This window comes from Planctomicrobium limosum (assembly GCF_051465645.1).
In the GTDB taxonomy this organism is placed as follows: Bacteria; Planctomycetota; Planctomycetia; order Planctomycetales; family Planctomycetaceae; genus Planctomicrobium.
This window is the reverse complement of record NZ_CP195790.1, coordinates 336,653-355,390: the sequence shown is the minus strand read 5'-3', so window position 1 is coordinate 355,390 and position 18,738 is coordinate 336,653. Positions and strand designations below refer to the sequence as shown.

General features: G+C 51.4%; 17 protein-coding genes. 13 read left to right on the top strand and 4 right to left on the bottom strand.

Features of this window, described 5'->3' with window-relative positions:
* Positions 1 to 130: 130 nt before the first annotated feature.
* The 6 genes from SH527x_RS01370 to SH527x_RS01345 all read left to right on the top strand — a co-directional run bounded on the left by SH527x_RS01370 (position 131) and on the right by SH527x_RS01345 (position 5,125).
* Positions 131 to 448 (top strand): hypothetical protein, encoded by a 318-nt coding sequence (locus SH527x_RS01370; RefSeq protein WP_437192860.1) that lies wholly within the window; start codon positions 131 to 133, stop codon positions 446 to 448.
* Positions 449 to 588: 140 nt separating this feature from the next.
* On the top strand, positions 589 to 2,217 hold the full coding sequence (locus tag SH527x_RS01365; RefSeq protein WP_437192859.1) for a hypothetical protein: 1,629 nt from the start codon (positions 589 to 591) through the stop codon (positions 2,215 to 2,217).
* Positions 2,218 to 2,316: 99 nt separating this feature from the next.
* Entirely contained in the window at positions 2,317 to 2,523 is a 207-nt protein-coding gene (locus tag SH527x_RS01360) for a transposase (protein ID WP_437192858.1), read from the top strand.
* Positions 2,492 to 2,809 carry a hypothetical protein gene (locus SH527x_RS01355; protein WP_437192857.1) on the top strand — a complete coding sequence of 106 codons (318 nt, stop codon included), beginning with the start codon at positions 2,492 to 2,494 and terminating at the stop codon, positions 2,807 to 2,809. Before SH527x_RS01360 ends, SH527x_RS01355 begins: the two co-directional genes overlap by 32 nt.
* A 418-nt stretch (positions 2,810 to 3,227) precedes the next feature.
* The gene (locus tag SH527x_RS01350) at positions 3,228 to 3,362 is read left to right on the top strand and encodes a hypothetical protein (RefSeq protein ID WP_437192856.1); all 135 of its coding nucleotides are present in this window, start codon (positions 3,228 to 3,230) and stop codon (positions 3,360 to 3,362) included.
* A 434-nt stretch (positions 3,363 to 3,796) separates the two neighbouring features.
* Complete coding sequence (locus SH527x_RS01345) at positions 3,797 to 5,125, top strand: hypothetical protein (protein ID WP_437192855.1); 1,329 nt, start codon at positions 3,797 to 3,799, stop codon at positions 5,123 to 5,125.
* A gap of 586 nt (positions 5,126 to 5,711) precedes the next feature.
* Here the strand turns inward: SH527x_RS01345 and SH527x_RS01340 are convergent.
* Positions 5,712 to 6,449 (bottom strand): methyltransferase domain-containing protein, encoded by a 738-nt coding sequence (locus tag SH527x_RS01340; RefSeq protein ID WP_437192854.1) that lies wholly within the window; start codon positions 6,447 to 6,449, stop codon positions 5,712 to 5,714.
* A 345-nt stretch (positions 6,450 to 6,794) separates the two neighbouring features.
* Entirely contained in the window at positions 6,795 to 7,343 is a 549-nt protein-coding gene (locus tag SH527x_RS01335) for an REP-associated tyrosine transposase (protein ID WP_437192853.1), read from the bottom strand.
* A gap of 353 nt (positions 7,344 to 7,696) precedes the next feature.
* Here SH527x_RS01335 and SH527x_RS01330 point away from each other — a divergent pair, with 353 nt between their 5' ends.
* Both SH527x_RS01330 and SH527x_RS01325 read left to right on the top strand, forming a co-directional pair.
* Positions 7,697 to 8,341: a DUF2262 domain-containing protein gene (locus SH527x_RS01330; RefSeq protein ID WP_437192852.1), complete on the top strand. Its 645-nt coding sequence runs from the start codon at positions 7,697 to 7,699 to the stop codon at positions 8,339 to 8,341.
* Positions 8,342 to 8,612: 271 nt separating this feature from the next.
* Positions 8,613 to 9,047, top strand: coding sequence for a hypothetical protein (locus tag SH527x_RS01325; RefSeq protein ID WP_437192851.1), 435 nt, complete (start codon positions 8,613 to 8,615; stop codon positions 9,045 to 9,047).
* 21 nt (positions 9,048 to 9,068) lie between these two features.
* Here the strand turns inward: SH527x_RS01325 and SH527x_RS01320 are convergent, their stop codons facing one another.
* On the bottom strand, positions 9,069 to 10,352 hold the full coding sequence (locus SH527x_RS01320; RefSeq protein WP_437192850.1) for a hypothetical protein: 1,284 nt from the start codon (positions 10,350 to 10,352) through the stop codon (positions 9,069 to 9,071).
* A gap of 64 nt (positions 10,353 to 10,416) precedes the next feature.
* Positions 10,417 to 11,886 carry a hypothetical protein gene (locus SH527x_RS01315; RefSeq protein ID WP_437192849.1) on the bottom strand — a complete coding sequence of 490 codons (1,470 nt, stop codon included), beginning with the start codon at positions 11,884 to 11,886 and terminating at the stop codon, positions 10,417 to 10,419.
* 387 nt (positions 11,887 to 12,273) lie between these two features.
* Between SH527x_RS01315 and SH527x_RS01310 the strand changes: the two genes are divergently transcribed.
* The 5 genes from SH527x_RS01310 to SH527x_RS01290 all read left to right on the top strand — a co-directional run bounded on the left by SH527x_RS01310 (position 12,274) and on the right by SH527x_RS01290 (position 18,634).
* Entirely contained in the window at positions 12,274 to 13,455 is a 1,182-nt protein-coding gene (locus SH527x_RS01310; protein ID WP_437192848.1) for a glycine C-acetyltransferase, read from the top strand.
* Between the two features lie 141 nt (positions 13,456 to 13,596).
* Positions 13,597 to 14,667: a tRNA dihydrouridine synthase DusB gene (gene dusB / locus SH527x_RS01305; protein WP_437192847.1), complete on the top strand. Its 1,071-nt coding sequence runs from the start codon at positions 13,597 to 13,599 to the stop codon at positions 14,665 to 14,667.
* A gap of 356 nt (positions 14,668 to 15,023) precedes the next feature.
* Complete coding sequence (locus SH527x_RS01300; RefSeq protein WP_437192846.1) at positions 15,024 to 15,944, top strand: lysophospholipase; 921 nt, start codon at positions 15,024 to 15,026, stop codon at positions 15,942 to 15,944.
* Positions 15,945 to 16,141: 197 nt separating this feature from the next.
* Positions 16,142 to 16,633 (top strand): SsrA-binding protein SmpB, encoded by a 492-nt coding sequence (gene smpB / locus SH527x_RS01295; protein ID WP_437192845.1) that lies wholly within the window; start codon positions 16,142 to 16,144, stop codon positions 16,631 to 16,633.
* A gap of 402 nt (positions 16,634 to 17,035) precedes the next feature.
* Positions 17,036 to 18,634 carry a TolC family protein gene (locus tag SH527x_RS01290; RefSeq protein WP_437192844.1) on the top strand — a complete coding sequence of 533 codons (1,599 nt, stop codon included), beginning with the start codon at positions 17,036 to 17,038 and terminating at the stop codon, positions 18,632 to 18,634.
* Positions 18,635 to 18,738: the final 104 nt, after the last annotated feature.

The following is an 18,738-nucleotide window of genomic DNA, read 5'->3' as shown; positions in this document are numbered from 1 at the left end:
GCGTCTCTTTCTGTGGACCTTCGTGCTTGCTCGTTAATACGAGTGATTTGCCTGACCGCTGCTGTCGTCTGTTTTGATTTGAAGATTCATTTGAAATCGAATTTACACGTGCGTATTAGAGAGTTTGTCGATGTCGTTGAAACCGTTTATCGTCATTGTGATGCTGATGTTTGCTGGATGTGGTCAGTCGAGTTCATCACACGTTACTGAAGAGTACAAGTCTGTTGAGCCAGACCAACTCGTTGCTGTTCTGAAGGAAATTGAGAAGTCAGGGGAGTTTTCTGCGGTGTTGCCAGGATTGTCGGCTGGTTTGGAGCAGGCTGGCTTTATGAACGAAGCTGCACGGATCCAAAGTTTTACTGAAATGCCTGCAGAGGGTGTTAAAAAGCTGGCCAAAGCAATCGCCAAAGAAGTTGAAAAAGCACAGAAGTCAGGGGACAGCAAGTAATCAAGAGCTGTGATCCGTGTTGCTTTCTTTCCTGTTGCGTTGTGTTCATGTTTGGGGCAACATGCGTGTGACCTAAATGGCTCACTCTGTTTGCCCTTGCTGTAATGAATCAGAGTTGAAATAAGATCCTGGAGATAACAATGCAACGAAGAGACTTCCTTTGCTCTCTCGCCGCGGCACCTGCTCTGTTGAATATTGCAGCAGACAAACTTGAGGCACAGACCACTTCTCAGCCGGAACTTTTGAATCCCTATGAGGAGGTGAATTGGGGCAATTGGGAATATCTGCATTCCATGTCTCACCAGCATCAGGGGGAGACTGATGCGTCTCGCGATACCTTCTATAAAATGGGTTATCGCCACTTTGCGTTCAGTAATTACTATCCGTCCTCTCCGGTTGAAATGTCGGAAACGTTTCAGAAAAGCCATCCAGACGTCGTTTCCGCACCAAACGCAGAGCAACATTCCTTTACCGATGCTGGTCTGCACTTCAACGGCATCGGCAGTCGTCTTTCAACTGGCTATGGAAGCACCGTCGGTAATAAGCAGCTTCAGGAATGCCCGTTCAAACATGAATTCAATAACCTGAATGTATTCGGTGCCAAACCGTATCTGGGCACATATCGGCTCGATGTGACAATCGAGAAGCAAGGAGATAAAGAATCAGCCTCCCCAGCACTTTTGACGGTTCGAGGGGCTACGAAATGTTCTCCTCGACAGCAATTTGAAGACCAGGGGCCTGTTGAGAATCTCCCACTCAATGTCGGAGCGCACTCAATGTACTTCCGCATGTCGGCTCCTGATCTGAAAGTGGAAGTTGCTTACGATAATTCTCAGCTCAAGATCACCAGAGTGAGATTGATGCAGGGAACGAATCGTCCGTGGCGAGAGATGTTCAAGGCTGCATTGGATGGAGAAGTGATTGATGGTCAACAGGTCGGTGGACTGCTGCATCCCACAGGGGGCGGCGTGACACTGAATCACCCGACTCTTGCAGCTGCCGATTACTTTGCAATGCTGGATTTTGACCCGCGAGTGTTAGGGATTGAGATCTGGAACCAGCATCACGGGTTTGGTTTTGGAAGCAAGCAGCGGAAAGATGAGTATGTGCACTACTACCGACTTTGGGATCAGATCTTGAGCACCGGTCGACGTTGCTGGGCCTTCTGTGTCAAAGATCATTTAACCTTTGGTCGGGGCCGGAACGTTCTGATTGTTCCCCCTGCTAAAGAGACAACTCCAGAGGAGAGAGAAGCTCTCGCACTCAAGGCGTATCGACAAGGAGCTTTCTTTGGTTCGGTTGCTTCGCTTTCCGTCAATGATTACGGAGAAGTTGCTGCACCATACGACTATAGCGAATTTCGATTCAGTCGGATCGAAGTGCTTAAAGATGAAAGTGGGAAGGCAAAATCGCTCGTTGTCGAAGTGACAGGAAACGACAAAAACAAGAAGCCGAATGTACAGATTCGGATTGTCACAGACCGCGGCATCGAGATGAGTTCTGATGACACAACTGCCGAGTTTCCGTTCGAACGAGATACGACTGGGCGAATTAAGCCTTCATTCGTTCGTGTCGAAGCATTTTGCTATCCAAACCATCATTTCCGTGAGATGCCATTAACTGCAAGATTCATGCGATCGCTTGATGTTCATGGAATCGCACAGTTGAATGGGGATCAGCCTGTCGAACCAACCAAGATCCTTGGTTCTGAAAAAGGGCCCGCTCCAATTGTGGATATGATTTTCTCGCAGCCTTTAATGCGTGTTTAGAGGCTATCCGAAAAGTGGTCTTGCTGTAAATCTGTGTTTGCGAGGAGGTTACCATCTGATCAGTGATAATTCGTTGGGTTCGCCAGCAAAGGGATGCTGATGCAATTACGCAAGCGTTATCCCAGCGATTTGACAGATGCTCAATGGGAACTGATTTCGCATCTCATCCCTCCCGCAAAACCTGGTGGTCGTCCTCGGGGTGTTGACATGCGGGAAGTGATCAATGCCCTGCTGTATCTGGAACGCAGTGGATGCCAGTGGGACATGTTGCCGCATGACCTGCCTCCCCGCCAGCAGTGTCTTTGAATACTTCTCCACGTGGAGAGATGACGGTTCCTGGAAACTGATGGTGGATGTGCTGCGGGAAGGAGTGCGGGAGTCTGTGGCTCCGCAGCGGGAACCGACTCCCAGTGCCGGCAGCATCGACTCTCAAACCGTGAAAACGACTGAACGAGGTGGCGTGCGAGGTTTCGACGGAGCCAAGAAAATGACAGGTCGCAAGCGAAATCTGGCAGTCGACACGCTAGGCTTGCCGGGTGCCCAAGGCGAGAGTACGACCTGCGTGCCGCTTCTCTGTGAGCAATGCGGATGATGATGAGGTAATATGGTCGAGCACTGCTCCCAACCCCAATCGTAGATCAGAAAGAAGCGACGGTCGATCGACGAATCGGGGCACGCGCACTTCCTCACATTTTCCTGCTGGCAACGACTTCCTCTGTTGAACCGGGATCGTTCACGCAAGTGGATGATCGACGCGATCCAGAGGGTTCGGGGCGACTTGAATGTTGCCGTGCGGGCTTATGTGACCACGCCGGAGCATGTCGACCTGTTGATTCTCCCCCGGGACACGACCATTCTCATAAGCCGAATCCTGGCGGCACTGAAAGCACCCGTTTCTAAGCAGGCGAAAGCCTTTCTAATTGAATCCAGCCAGCAGAAATGGCTTCGAAAATTGACAGTGAGACAGGTCACTTGCGAGACATTCCGGTTCTGGCAACCGGCAGGTCGGGATGACAAAAATCTCTGGAATCAACGTCCGATCGACAATTTCGTCGATTGCATTCACGCTAACCCAGTCCAAAGAGGTCTTGTGGAACGCCCGACTGACTGGATCTGGTCCAGTGCTGGTGTTCATGCTGGGATAGGAATCGGCCCCTTGGCAATCGATCCAATCTGCGCGGAATGAGTCATATTTAGCGACCAGACCCTCACAATGATCGGCAGAGCAGTGGCACTCTATACCCTCTCAACTCGGGCACCAGTCACTGTTGAACGACCGCTGTAACCGGACCGTCTCCTTGACATCCCATCAAATTCGTAGTGATTCTTTGCAAAATCAGGCTCACAAATTGGCATAAATTGAAAATGTGGCAAATGATCGGCGATTTATAAGGAGGTCACACAGAAATTGCCGATCAAGATGGCAGGAATACGCGATATCGAGTGCTTACCTCACCCATAGACGAACGCTATTCCTTTCGGTTTTGCGCCCGCCGACAGCAGCCATTTTCCTATGACCACCAAAATTCCGCTTAACGGTCTACAGTGCATGATGCTCCGTTGGGAGGAGTTCCATGCCATGAATGCAATTCATGTCATGCATCTGGGGACCACTTATAACCCTGAGTTTGTTCAGCAAGTGATCAGCGAAAGGTGCCATTCCCTTGGCTTGGCACCTGTTGAATTCCTCGACAACCGTCGGAGCGTTCGCTATGCGGATGGGACGAATGCGAATGATGCGTCCCCGCCATTCCAATATCAAATGCGAAGTGGTTCCATCGAGTGGGCCCTTCAATGCCTTCTAACGGAAGAGTTGAATACTCCGTTTGAAAAAGGAATGCACTGGCCTGTTCGATTCTTTCTGATCGAAACCGAACAAGGGCAGTTCATCGTACTGAATTATCAGCATGCGATTTCTGACTCCCGAGGAATATCGCTGGTACTACGTGAGATTGTTCGTGTTCTCGCTGGGATGCCGCCAGTAATCGATTCCTTGGATCGCAATCCTCCACCACTCAATAAGCTCTTTCCAGGCAAGCCATCGATTCGGGGAATGCTGCGACGTGGTGCGGATCTCTTCGCTGAAATCACCGAGTCGGTAACTTGTTATCACCATCCCAGGCGTTTTGCCGGAGGGGTCGCCTCTGAATGCGCGATTCACTCCCATGGCTTATCAACTGCGACCCTGAAACAGACGACCCAGCGATTGGGAGTCAAAGTTCAAGACCTGCTTTTCGCATCCTTAATTGAAGCATTGTCTCTGAACTTTGCAGACCAATTAAGAGCTTCCCGGCGTAAAAGAATTGGAGTTTACGCTCCTGCCGATCTGAGACGGGATTCAAAACTGAACACTGACACCGCGCTTGGCCAGCTTCTGGGATGTATCAACGTCCGAGAGTTCATGGGGAAACAACGGCCTTTCCGGGATCTGGTGAAGAGTGTTTCTGTAAGAACCAATCGGCTTAAAGAATCCAAGACCTACCGGGAACATTCACTGCAAATGGACATCATGTCCAGAATCTGGGACTGCCTCCCGAGAAGGGCCAATCGGGTCGCAGGACCGTACCTGATTCCATTGAGCGGTTACATTTCAAATGTCAATTTGACCGAATTTTTGGAAGAGGAAATCGCCAGCGGGCTGGTTCAGAACTATTTCCGATTCTCAGGGACAGGCATTCTGACTCCGATGATGTTCGGCATGACGACGATGGGGAAGACATTCAACCTCACATCAACACACCACCTCAATGTCTTTAGTTCGCAGGACATTGCCCGCATTATGGCGCAAATTCAATTGAGGCTCTCTGGTGACATTGACTCGCTCGCCAGCCAGGACAGTTTCCTGAACGGAAGAGTAATGGTCGACGATTTTCCGAAGGAACGGATCTTACAACCCATTGCGAGCTAAAAACGTTTCCGTCAAAGACAGGGCAGGGTGCCCGACAGAGCGGTGGCACTCGAAGATAATGACGAAGGCTGGGCCCCTAAGACCCGGCGTTGGCAAGCGCGCGGCTAAACCGACTCTTATAAGCAGAAATGGCTCGGGCTGGGGAAGGTTGCAGCCTCAGCATGACTCTGGCTGCCCAGCCGAAGTTGCTCAGGGCTGCGTGGCATGTTCGTTTCGCGTCGGCAGGGGATTGGTGCTAATACACTCTCGGCATGCTCATGCTGCTGAAGCGACATGAGCATGGCACTCATCTTCAGAAACTTTGACCACGCCCCCCTGCCACTTCTGAGGTCAGTATGTTTCGTCGCTCGTGAATGACAACCGTGAAGAAGAACAGGCACCCCTCGCGATTCCGTCGATAGCGACGCATGAAGCAGTTCCTCAAGCAACCTCTTACACTCGCTCCTCAAAGGCAAGATTACCAAACTACAGCGAGTCCTCACAATTGCTGGGTCTTGAGGACCCAGCCTACGAAACTTGAATTCAAAGACAGTCGCTACAAAACTGATATAGGGAGACGCACATTGCGCGGTCATGCCAAACCGGTCTACTTCGTCAAAATCACATATTGCCGGTAACTGTACTTACGGATGAATGGAACGTGGTACAAAATGCTATCGAGTTTTTGAAATGGCCATTTACAGAGTCCTCGTAGCAGGTACTGAGACATTAAACGAAACATTAGCAGTTCCGGGTATTGAATCTCTACCGAAAAATGTTTTCGTAGTTGATCGACTTCGCTGACCATCAACGGAAACTCTTCTTCATCTCCATATTTCGGAATCCATAACTTTCCGACAAGGTTTGTCCTGACCCAAATCATGGCTTTGCTACGGGCATTGTTTTCCCAAAAGAAAGCCATTCCTCCCGTGCTGATTGCCTGGCTCAAGATCTCGGCAAATTCAGGAAATGGTTCAATATGATGTAGGATCATCGAACCAAACACGAAATCAGCCTTGAGTTTGGCAACCTCCTCCTGAGCCCGTCCGCACACTGGAGTAATGTTCGTAATTCCATTCTGATCACAAAAGTTGGAGAGATTCTTCACCGCGACCGGGCTGTAATCAATACTAATGACATTCGCACCCAACTGTGCAAAATACAGACTGGTTGCTCCCCTTCCGCATCCAATGTCGATCAGTGTTTTTCCATTTACATCCCCGAAATGTTTCGATGCATCCAGAAGAACCTGATATTGGGGAGACTCCTTGTTCGGGAATTCGACGCAACTGTAGTCGCTGTTTTGAGAGAAAATTTTGTTCCAAAATGCTATCGAGTCAGTCATTGATCTTGTTGTCTTCAACCCTAAGGAACTTCAGTAGCATGAAAGTCTACGTCGATTGTATAGCCCGCGTCGATTGTGATGTCGAAGCTTAACGAATTAGAACAAACAGATCACCGTTTGCATAGGCGATGTTGCAGTGTCGAGAGTTGCTTGCCAAGTGCTGAAGTGATTGGAATTCACTCGACATCCGAATGCCTCCCCTTGCGTCTGCAGAACGCAGAAGTGTATTACCAGGAATGTTTTACACATCGTCACCGCGTGCCTGCACCTTTCCGCACCACAGGCTCTCTTCAGCTCTCCTTTTCTGCACGAGGAGTGACGTAGGCTGGGTCCTCAAGACCCAGCTCATTCAGCTTCAAGGAACTCGTCACCGTACATCTCAGGTGAACCGCCCCAGTCATGCGGATACAGCCCCAACTGAACATACCGATGAAACGATGACCACGGCCAGTCCGAAACTCTTTTAACAAGCTGATGTTTCACTGGATTCACATGGATGTACTCGACACAACGAGTGACGTCCTGTTCGTCGCGGCATGTGTGCTCATAAAAGCGACGTTGCCAGACAGCCTGCTCGCCACTACGCCTGCGACTCTGCGTCAACAGGCCTTGGCTGCCTCCGCCTGCCATCCATAATTTCGTGAAATGAGTCTTAATCAGCCTCCAACGCAAAGAATAGTCATTTTCTCCTGGAGGCAATTCCCAGATCGTATGAAGATGATCGGGCAATAACACAATGGCGGTAATTACAAACGGGTAACGCTGTCGAACTTCTTGAATCGCTTCTCTCAGAGCATTTCTTGCCAGTTCTGAGGTCAGTATGTTTCGTCGCTCATGAGTGACAACCGTGAAGAAGAACAGACGCCCCTCGCGATTCCTTCGATAGCGACGCATGAAGCCCTTCCTCAAGCAACCTCTTACTCTCGCTCCCCAGAGGCAAGTTTGCCAAACGACAGCGAGTCCCCACAATTGCGGAGTCTTGAGGCCCCAGCCGACTCGATTTATATTCGTATACATTCAATACAAAGCATGCGTGTATTAGAAAGTCGTCAATCTTCATGGCACCAGTTTCAGATGAATTCGCGGATGCTGCAGCGCGATGGAATACTCTGTTTGAAATATTGTCGAATGAACCCGCTATTAAAATACGAGGAATCGTCAGTCCAAGCGGAGCTGGAGGTGGCCCACTTCCCGGGTTTGCAATCTTAAATAGTGGTTTTGCAGCATGGCGAATTGAGGAGGGTCGAATGCGTTTTGACGAACTTTCAATTTGCAAGAGAGCAGAAACATGGGATGATCTTCGCTTCTACCAAAATCAGCTTCAAGCTTTTTCAATCCTCGAAGTTCACGGTCGCATCACCTTGGATCCTGTCTTCGGGACGCTGATATGCGAACTAATTGACATCGTAGGACCTGTTAGCGATGCAGAGCTTGAGGATTTTGCGAACCAGTTGCAGAATCCTGTGACGTTTCAGGACAGACGTCTGGGCACATTCACTCTTGATCGACGAATAGAGAGCTATGAAGCTCAAATCAACTGGCAGAAGCGAAAGGTTAGTCTGACTCTGGATGCCATGGAGCCGGAAGAGTTGGCTGATTTGCTCGCTGTCGCCAGGAGACTGTTCGACGAGCAGGCTGAGTGGACACGAAAGACTAAAGATTATGCGGTGCTCGAATTACTTGAGGAAAAGGCTGCTGACTGGCAGGCTGACTTCGGAGTCAGGCTGACAGCTCAAAAGTTCAAGTCATTCATGACGTTGAACTCAATCAGTATTAAGCGGGACCGGACCTTCGAATTCTGGTACGACGACGGGGACTTATATGGAGGCCACTACATCACACTCAGCGGTGATTTTGAACACGGACTGACAGAAGCCAGGATCGCCGGCTAAAGAAAATAAAGTTTAATGAAGTAGCGAAGTAGAGTCCGCTATGCGGGTCGTTGAATGCTATTCTTAGACCCGCAACCTTCAATTACGGGGGCTGGACGGCTCTTCATTGGCGGGGTGGCATGTTCGCATCGCGTCAGCAGGGCGAACATGTTTGGTGGCCACACACTCTCGGCATGCTCATGCTGCTGAAGCGACATGAGCATGGCACACATTTCCAGACACTTTGACCACGCCACCCTGCCATTTCTTATACGGTGGGAAATTGAAACGTATGACTGCAACACGAGATCATTTTGAATTTTGGCTATTTGAGATGGATGATTGCCTTGCTGAGTTCATCTGTAGTTTGCCTACCGACATTTCCGCAAAGCTGGATTATTCTGCTGATTCACTTTCCATCTTGGAGACTTGGCTGCTATCGCAATACGAGAATGTCCACGAAATTCTCAAAGATCCTGAAAAGCTGACATTAGATATGGCAGCTCGATACGTTGGGGAAACTTTTCGCAAGAAATTAGGCGGAATCTGGAACATTGACCTAAAAAACAAGAAGAATGTTTATTACCGAATGCCTGTGATTGAAAGGTCAGGTTCTTGGATTGAATGTCCGATAACACTCGTCACGGCCTCAACGGATCGGCGAAGCGGTAATTTTATGGCAGGAGTATTGAATTCGCTTGCCAGTCGATATGGGACAGTCGAGTGATAGAGCGGTAATAGTGACGGGTTAGTGTTCAGCGGACGCTTTCTCTGCTGGTTTGTTTTCCAGCGCCTTCACTGGTGGCTCTTTTGCTGGATCGAAGGGGTGTTTCGCTTCCCATTCTCGCCAGAAGTCGGCAGGGCGAACTTGACGCCAGTTTGCGAGTGCCGCTCCGACATGGCTGTAGAAGGTGTACTTCTCATTGATCTCATCAAGCGATTGCTCTTTGGTGTTATTCACGATCCAGTCAATCGCCTTCTTAATGCGGTCTTCTGGAATCTGTAGTTCGCGCGGGGCAATTGACATCCATTCAAGATGGTGGCCAGTTGCAATCACAGCGCGATACATCGGCTCGTCGAGAGGCTTTTCTACCGACAACTTCCCAGCAGGCCAGTTCGACGCCCAATGACCATCTTCGAACTGAGATTCAAGAATGGCATCACGAGTTTCACGCACATACTGTAGCGCTAACTCACGGCTTTCATCACTGAGAATATCATGCTGATCGTCGATTAACGTCAGTAACAGAAGCGAATAGACTCGATGAGTTCCGCCACAGACCCCTTGAGTCTTCTCCCCTCGCAAGAGACGGTCAACAATCAGGTCGAACGAGTACTGACGTCCGCCTGATCCAATCCAGTTTCGGCTCGGAGGAATCCACAACCCGAAGGCCATGGCGGTCCATTCGGTTTCACGTTCGTCCAGTCGGAAATCTCGCAGTGACTCCTGAATCACATCGTAGAGCGTGCTCTCGCGTCGGGTCGGGCCATAGACCGGGGTATTGAGTGGGGCACCAGCTTCCGTGATACAGGCGAGCAGGTGGTCGTGGTGATAAGACGCACAGAGCTCTGTTCCCCAACGAATTCCAATTCCAGAAGTGTTTTCCTGAAGCAGAGGGGCAATCTCTTTTCCCCAGGAATCCATGAATCGGGCGTTGTCTGTCAGGAAGTCGAGCATTTCCTGTCCGGAAACACTGTTGGGGTTCTGGAACGTGGCATCGACTCCCCATGTTCTTAATGAGTGTTCGACGAAGTTCGGCTTCATCTTCTTGCGATTAAACCTTGGTTGAATCTGCCCCAACACAGCCGCCAGATCTCCATCCGAAATCCAGTCAGGGCGGTTATATGGACGTGGAATCTGAATCGGCATCGACCGAGGGATCGCCACCGGAATGAATGGTTCTTTGCCAGCGAGTTCCTGACGCAGCAACATCTTCGAGTTGGCATCTGCCAATCGCAGGGAGAGTGCGACGGCGCCGACGACAATCAGCTGCACAACGAGAATCGACTTCCAGGAATATCGTTTCTTCATACCAATACCAGTGACTTAAATCTTGGAAAGAGCTGGAAGATGCAGGACACGGAAGCGAATTGGTTTACGATGCTTTGCGGACAAAGACTGCGCCACGATTGTCGGAATACTTTTTCTCCCAACCGTCCAGTTTTTCCATCGCGCTGATCAACCTTGCTCGCCCGGCACTGTCCACGACCACTGTTTGAATTCCATACCGGTCCAACTGGTTCTCCCAGTTTCCTGTCATCTCAATAATTCCGAAGTAATCGCCCCAGACTTCTTCCGGAATCAAATGAGCATGTGAATTCAGGAAGAGCTTCATCCCTTTTGGTCCGGCATATTGCAGGTAGTCACCCCATTCATAGGAGTTGAAGACCAGCCCGACCGGTGGATTACGACGCAGATAGCTTGCGACATCAACAGGAGTCAGCGGTGAAACACTGCGACGAAAACGCTTCTCAGCAAGCTTTTGATCTTTGATCGGCCCTTGAATCACTCGATTTCCGAATGGGGAATAGGCGAACGCAATCCAGATGATTCCGATCGTCACAACGGTCCAAAGACCTCCAATGCGACGTTGAGGAGCCGGTGCTTTGCGCCAGTGTCGCCAGACTGCTGCCGTGTGTATGCCGAGATAATAAGCCACAACCGGAGCCCACCAGACAATCATTCGTGAATGCCAGAGCATTCCCACAGACAATCCGCCAATCAGCAGGACTTCACGGGTGGTTAAACGTCGAGGACTGAATCGCCACATTGCAATTAACGCAGCGGCAAGGCAGAACGCGGCTCGACCTTGCTTCATACGCAACGTCAAAGGATCCCACTCAATGAGAGATTGCAGATTCACATTGCCAGAAACCGCGAAGACCTCGGCATAGGCACCGACTCCGTAAGGATTGATCAGAACGGCGACAGCGGACAGCTCTGTAGCAAGTAATAATCCACGAACGCCGGATTCGGAGACCACCATCTTCCAGTTTTTGGTGCGTAGATAAACATCAACCCCGCGCCCGACGAGCATCGCTCCCAGCAACGCGAGACCGACGATAAACGACCCATGCAGATTCGCCCAAAAGACAAACACCAATGGAATCGCAAATGAATACCAGCGTCGCCAGCGAGTGGCGGTACACATCGTGAAGACAAGGGCGAAACAGACGGTCCCTGCAATTTGTGGACGAACAACCAGAATCTGCTGATAGCTTCCCCAATAGAATGCAACCAACGTGAGGACGGCCGCACCGAGATTATTGGTTCGACGGAAAACAGAAAATGTCAGCAGAGCGGCGACGGTAATGATTCCCAGTGCGTTCAGAAACTGAATCGAACTGATCCCGAAGGTGGAATACATCTGATAGGCAATGACCTGACTCAGCCAGGGAAGGTCAATGAATGGGACTCCCTTTGCCAACGGGAGAGTCGGCTCGAAAGTCGGAACCGCCTGATTTTGCGTAATCCAGCGACCGTAATTTAGATGTCCCCAGAAATCTGTGTGCCAGACAGGCAACAGACTGGAATACAGGAAGAACAGCCCCAAAATAAAGGTCAAACCGGCTGTTGCGGATGACCCTTTGGCCCAGGCCGCGGGGTACGGTCCTTCAGCAACGCAACGTTAGGTTTGCCGTCGGGTGTCACGTATTCTGGTTGCACGTCGTCATCCTGCGGCGTGTTCGAAAGATTTTCATTCACCATCACGTTCATTGTGGCAATCCGGCAGCATGTGAACAGACTCTGTCTTCAAATGAACCTAAGTCGCCGGTTTGAGAGTGGTCGATGAAGAACTTGGCAGTCGCTGGGAATTCTTCACAGCATCGACGTACAGTTCACGGTTCTAACCGTTACGACAGATTTAACGACACGTTGACATTCAACAACAAGTCCTGATGAAATCGGATGTTACGGCAGCAGCCCTTTTGACGAGGCCAGGAGAGAGAACATGGGCAATCAATTCGAAGAACACTTTCTTGCACAACTCGATCAGATTCGGAGTCAGGGGCTCGAAAAGCAGGAGAGGGTGCTCGCATCGCCTCAAAGCTCGCGCGTCCGTGTCGCCGATGGGACGCCGGTTCTGAATCTCTGCGCGAATAACTATCTGGGTCTGGCAGACCACCCGACCATCGTTCAGGCTGCTCAATCGGCACTGGATCAATGGGGCTTCGGGATGGCCAGCGTGCGCTTCATTTGCGGCACACAAAAAATCCACCATCAACTGGAACAGCAACTCAGCGACTTTCTGAAGATGGAGTCAACGATCCTGTACTCGTCATGCTTTGACGCGAACACAGGGCTATTTGAAACCATTCTGGCAGAAGACGACGCCATCATTTCCGATGAACTGAACCATGCCAGCATCATCGACGGAGTTCGCCTCTGTAAGGCGAAGCGATTCCGATACAAGAACAACGACATGGCCGATCTTGAAGCACAGTTGCAAGCTGCCAAAGACGCCCGCTTCCGTTTGATCGCCACGGACGGAGTCTTTTCCATGGACGGGTCGTTTGCAAACCTGCCTGCCATCTGTGAACTGGCAGACAAGTATGACGCCCAGGTAATGGTCGACGATTCACATGCGGTCGGCTTCGTCGGTGAAAGCGGAGCAGGGACCCCTGAGAAATTTGGGGTTCAGGATCGGATCGATATTCTGACAGGCACACTTGGAAAAGCACTCGGAGGAGCAAGCGGCGGGTACACCTCAGGACGCAAACCGATCGTCGACTGGCTGCGTCAGCGCTCCCGGCCGTATCTGTTTTCCAACTCCCTCGCTCCTGCGATTGTGGCGGCCAGCCTGAAAGCACTGGATCTGATTCATGAGAGCCAGGACCTTCGCAACCAACTCTGGGAGAATACCGCGTATTTCCGATCCGAAATCACAAAATGCGGATTGAAGATCCTGCCGGGGGAACACCCGATCGTTCCCATCATGCTGGGCGACGCTGTTCTCGCAGGCCGAATGTCCAACGAACTACTGAAACGAGGCATCTACGTCGTTGGGTTCTCATTCCCGGTGGTTCCTCAAGGGAAAGCGAGAATTCGCACGCAGATGTCGGCCGCTCACTCTCGAAGTGACCTTGAATTCGCGGTGGAGCAGTTCTCGGCCGTCTATCAATCGGTCAAATAAAGCCGAGGACGTGCGCGGCCAAAATCGGTCTCATTTCCTATGATGTCTCGTTGAGATCAATCAGATCAAAGACTGCTGTCGCGTGCTTGCAATCGCGACATTACTTCAGAAGACGCCTCGTTTCGTCACGAACACTCAACCATGTCCCGTCCACTTCCTCAACCATTGATGTACGGCGCGCTTCGACTCGAATCGCGGTATCATCTTTCTCCACTGGCCGGATTCACGAATCTTCCGTTTCGTCGGATTTGTCGTGAACTCGGCGGTGTTGGACTCTGCACGACAGATCTGGTCAGTGCTCGAGGATTGCTGGAAGGCAGTCCGAAATCGATGCAACTCGTTGAAACCTGCCCTGAAGACAGTCCATTCGCGGTACAAATCTTTGGTAGTAATCCGACTGAAATGCGTGATGCGGCGCAGCTTCTTGAAGGACGCGGGGTTCACACCATCGACATCAACATGGGATGTCCGGTGAATCGCATTGTTGGTGGAGGAGCAGGTTCCGCCATGATGTGCGATTCCACAGGTGGAACAATCAACGTTGTTCAAAGCGTTGTCGAAGCGGTGAAGATCCCTGTCTCAGTCAAAATGCGACTGGGATGGGACGACACACAACTGACAGCACCACAGTTTGCCAGAGAGTTCGAGCAGATCGGGATCGCAGCAGTCGCCATCCATGGCCGAACGCGAGCACAAGGGTTCAGCGGAACTGTGAATCTTGATGGCATTCGTAAGGTGGTGGAAGCCGTTGAAAAGATCCCCGTCATTGGCAACGGTGATCTGCGAACGATTGCCGACGTCCAACGGATGTTTGAAACCACTGGTTGCCACGGAATTTCGATAGGACGTGGCGCACTCGCCAATCCTTGGATCTTTCGCCAGCTCGTGGAATGGGAGACGACCGGACAGTTTTCTCCGCCGGGGAACTTTGACGATCGCCTGACGCTCATGCTGCGTCAATTTGGATACCTCCGTGAACAGGTCGGAGACGATCGAGCGGTCCGCATGTTCCGCAAGATGGGGCATTGGTATCTGAAAGCGATGTGCGTTCACAAATCGCTGCGACACGAGTTTCAGTTGGCCGCGACGCTCGAAGAAATTCAAGAATCCGTGCAGATCATCCGTCAGGCAGGACCAACAACAGGGAACCGCACCGGACTTTTGCCGGAAATGCACGTCCCGGTCCCGTCCGGGCCTGTCGAACGCTGGTAAAGAACGCATCCCACTCACACCAGTATCAAATCCAGATTCCCTCTACCCAACTGAAGAGTTCGCCTATCATAGAGATAGCGAGAGGGATGGGCTTTGCGATACCATCTCAGTTTGAACCAACCTGCAACCGCTCTCGATTCAGACTGGAAAACACAGGTGCGTCAGCGCCTTGATTTCCCAGGTCGACACGGGAGAGTTGTAGGGATTGCCAAATCAAATGGGCTTCATGCTGAATCGTTTGCTTCCCGTCCTGAAGGTTGCAGCTTTCAACATATTGGAATGCAGCTGTCGTCACGACCGGAACAAATTGGAATCCCTGATTCCAATTTCGGATGAAGCACTTAACGGAGTTGGACATGACGAACACGGAGTCCACGCTTCCACCGGTCAGTGTTGAAGAAGCATTCCATACCTGCAGCGATGGTCTCCGCATCTATAGTTGTGTTCATGCTCCTGCCACCATCAATGGCACAATCCTGCTCACCCACGGGATGGGAGAGCACAGCGGGCGTTATGGACATCTGATCCATGGGTTAACCTCTGCAAATTTCGCAGTGGTCCGTTTTGACTTACGAGGACATGGGCGCTCCGACGGCGCTCGCGGGCATGCTCCAGACTATGAAGTCCTGATGGACGACATCACGATGATGTTCCATTGGGCACGGGCGCGATTTCCGAATAAGCCGTACATCATGTATGGACACAGTCTGGGCGGGAATCTTGTCGCCAACTGGGTTCTTCGCCGACGTATCGAATCGGCGATCGTCAGCGGGGCGATTCTTTCTTCCCCGTGGTTCAGACTGACCGACAACCCGTCTCCGATGAAGATTCAGTTGATCAAATCGATCGCTGGATTCTGGCCGACATTTGCCATTCCTGCCAAGTTTCGCCCCCGACGACTCATGCGAAATGAAACAGCGATTGAAGCATATGTCAAAGATCCCCTGATTCACCGTCGAGTCACCGTCAATATGGCGTCACAGGCATTCGACGCAGGAATCTGGGCACTTGACCACGCCTCAGAATTCCCGATTCCCAGCCTGTGCCTCCATGGTTCAGCCGACACAATCACAAGCCCAATCGCAACAGCACAGTTCAGCGAGCACGCTCCCAACTCAACGATGCGTCTCTGGCCGAATCTCGTCCACGAACCGCACAACGAACCGGAATGGCGGGAAGTTGTCGCAGAGATCGTCACCTGGGTTCAGGAGACGGTCAAGAACTCCCCACGAATCGAATCGCACAATCTGGCGACTGCGATTCATGCCTCAAGCTGAAGTAATTCGCTTCCAGCTGGGGACACACAGGTTATAACAGATACGTAACATTGAGCTTGAAGCACCGGGAGACTGAGCTGACTCTCAATTCTGACTTCGATTTCAAAAACGATTGAAATTCGTAAGATAGGCACCCGAAGAGCAGTTTGCTCCAAGACTGAACCCCCAGTGCAAATTTCGCTCTGAGCAATAAAGACATGGCCGCGAACAAGAAAAAGTCGTCTGTAGATCCGAACACGCGAGTGGTTTGCCGGAACCGACGTGCGCGCCATGATTACGACATCCTGCACGAAATTGAGTGCGGCATTGTGCTCTACGGGAGCGAAGTGAAAGCGATTCGCGATAACAAAATATCGATCGACGAATCGTTTGCGCGTCTGGAGAATGGAGAAGTCTGGCTCCATAATTGTGATATCGCAGAATACCCGCAGGCGACTTACCTGAACCACGAACGTCGACGTTCCCGCAAGTTGCTGCTGAACCGCCGGGAGATTCGGAAGCACATCGAAACGGCCAGTCAGACCAGCATGACGCTGATTCCTCTGGACGTTCACTTTGTGAATGGCCGCTTAAAAGTGCAATTGGCGATCGCCAAAGGCCGCAAGACTCACGACAAACGTGACCGTCTGAAGCAGGAAGACGCGAATCGCGTTATTCGTGCAGCAATGAGAAAAGACCGCGCAGAATAAACGGTCTTCTCCTCACAGTCTCACATTCGACCATCCAGACGAACGCTGGAAGCACGAAGCCTTCTCCATGCTGCGCAAGTCGGCTTCCAGCTGAAAAGCTGACCTGTTTGTCGCGAATGTACCGATTATCGGGTTACGGTAGACGCAGGTTGTAATGGCAGCGACGCTTCTTCGCACTATGCCATTACTAGCGACGATGAGCTTTCTAAGTCTCTTAATCAATGGCCACCTGTAGAACCGGGTCAGCAGACGCTTCTGACTTGAACTCCGCTTCCTGATCGTGCCGATAGCAGACATGCCAGACTCTCTACGGCGAGGAGTAATGCCGTAGTTGCTTGAAAGCGCAGGATGCGTTGCTCCCGAGAGCTACGGTTCTGCTTCCATTTCTGTGGAAGCGCAACAATGATTCCGATTCACCAGTTTCGATTCGTAATTCTCTGTAGCGGAATTGCTTTGACATCGAGTTGTCAAACCTCTCCGAAATCGGCCTCCACACACGACCCTCGTCCAGTGTTTGCGAAGGCTGAGAAACCGAAATCATTGCCAGAGGAATCACTGGTCAATCGAAGTCCGGTAAGCGAGCGGCCGGTTGATGAGCCTCAGGTTGAGACGCAAACAGAAGCAATCCAACTGACTCAGGGAGAACGTGACGTCCCGGAGAACATCGCTCCTCAGACGCCTTCTCCCCAGACCATTTCTCCGCAGACGCTGCCTGAAGCAACCGAACTTACTCCACTGGATCCGACTGCTTCTGTGGTCGATTCCCCAGACGGGAACGCTCCGGTCAACGGGATGAGTCTCGAAACGTTCGAAACGATCGCATTGCAAAATAACCCGGCGATTGCCCAGGCATCTTCGTCGGCTCATAAAGCCAAAGGGTTCCGAAATCAGGTCGGTCGCCGCCCGAACCCTGTCGTCGGATATAGTGGCCAGCAACTTGCAGATCGCAACACCGATCAGCACATGGCATTTGTTGAACAGGAGTTCGTGACTGCGAACAAACTGAAGCTGAACCAAAGCGTTCATGATCAGGAAATTCAATCGCAGTTATGGGAAGTCGAAGCCCAGCGGCAACGTGTCCTCACCGATGTCCGCACTCGCTTTTATCAAGCTCTCGCCGCTCAACAGCGCATGGAGATTGCATCCGAGTTCTACAAGGTCGCCGAGGAAGGGGTCCGTGTCGCAGAGGTTCGACTCAAGGCTCTGGAAGGGGCTGTTCCGGAAGTTCTTCAGGCTGAAATTCAGCTGAATGAAGTGGATCTGATTCACCAGCGCGCCGCAATTGAATATCAGGCAGCATGGCGAGAAATGGTGGCAATTGCCGGTGTGCCAGACATGCCTCAGCAACGGTTAGTCGGCAGCCTGCAAGTCGGTGCTCCTGAACAAAACTGGGATGCAATCTATCACTCACTCGTCAGTCAAAGCCCTGCTGTCCGCGGCGCCAGATCTCGCGTCAGTCGCGCCATCGCCAACATGAACCGACAGGAAGTTCAGGCGATTCCGAACCTGCAGACAGCACTTGCCGCAGGTTTTGACCGCGGGACCAATCACGGCATGCTGAACTTTGAAGTCGGAATTCCACTGCCGATTTACAACACAAACAGCGGGAACATCAGCGCTGCTCAGGCCGAATATTGCCGCGCAGCACATGATGTCCGCCGACTCGAACTCGAATTGAAGCAGAAGCTGGCCAGTACCAGCAGGCAATACGACTCTGCAGCAATCTCGGTGAACCGCTTCGAGAATCAAATTCTTCCCAAAGCGAGAAAGACACTGGAACTGTCCGAAAAAGCCTATGCGGCTGGGGAGTTCGATTTCCTTCAGGTTCTTGTCGCTCGTCGAACCTATTTCGATTCAAACCTGCAATATAACGTTGCATTACGGGAGCTTGCGGAATCCAAAGCATTGATCGACGGTATGTTGCTCGATGGTGGTCTGAATGACACCCTGGATACGACGCTGGATGATGGCCTCCGTGGTCAGACTCTCGACGGACAGTAAGCGAGCCTGACTGAAAGCGAGCTTGACAGACGCTGAGAAATCAGCCGCGAAGAACGACTCGCATCCATTCACACCATGACGCAGATCGCGGCGGTGACCGGGTT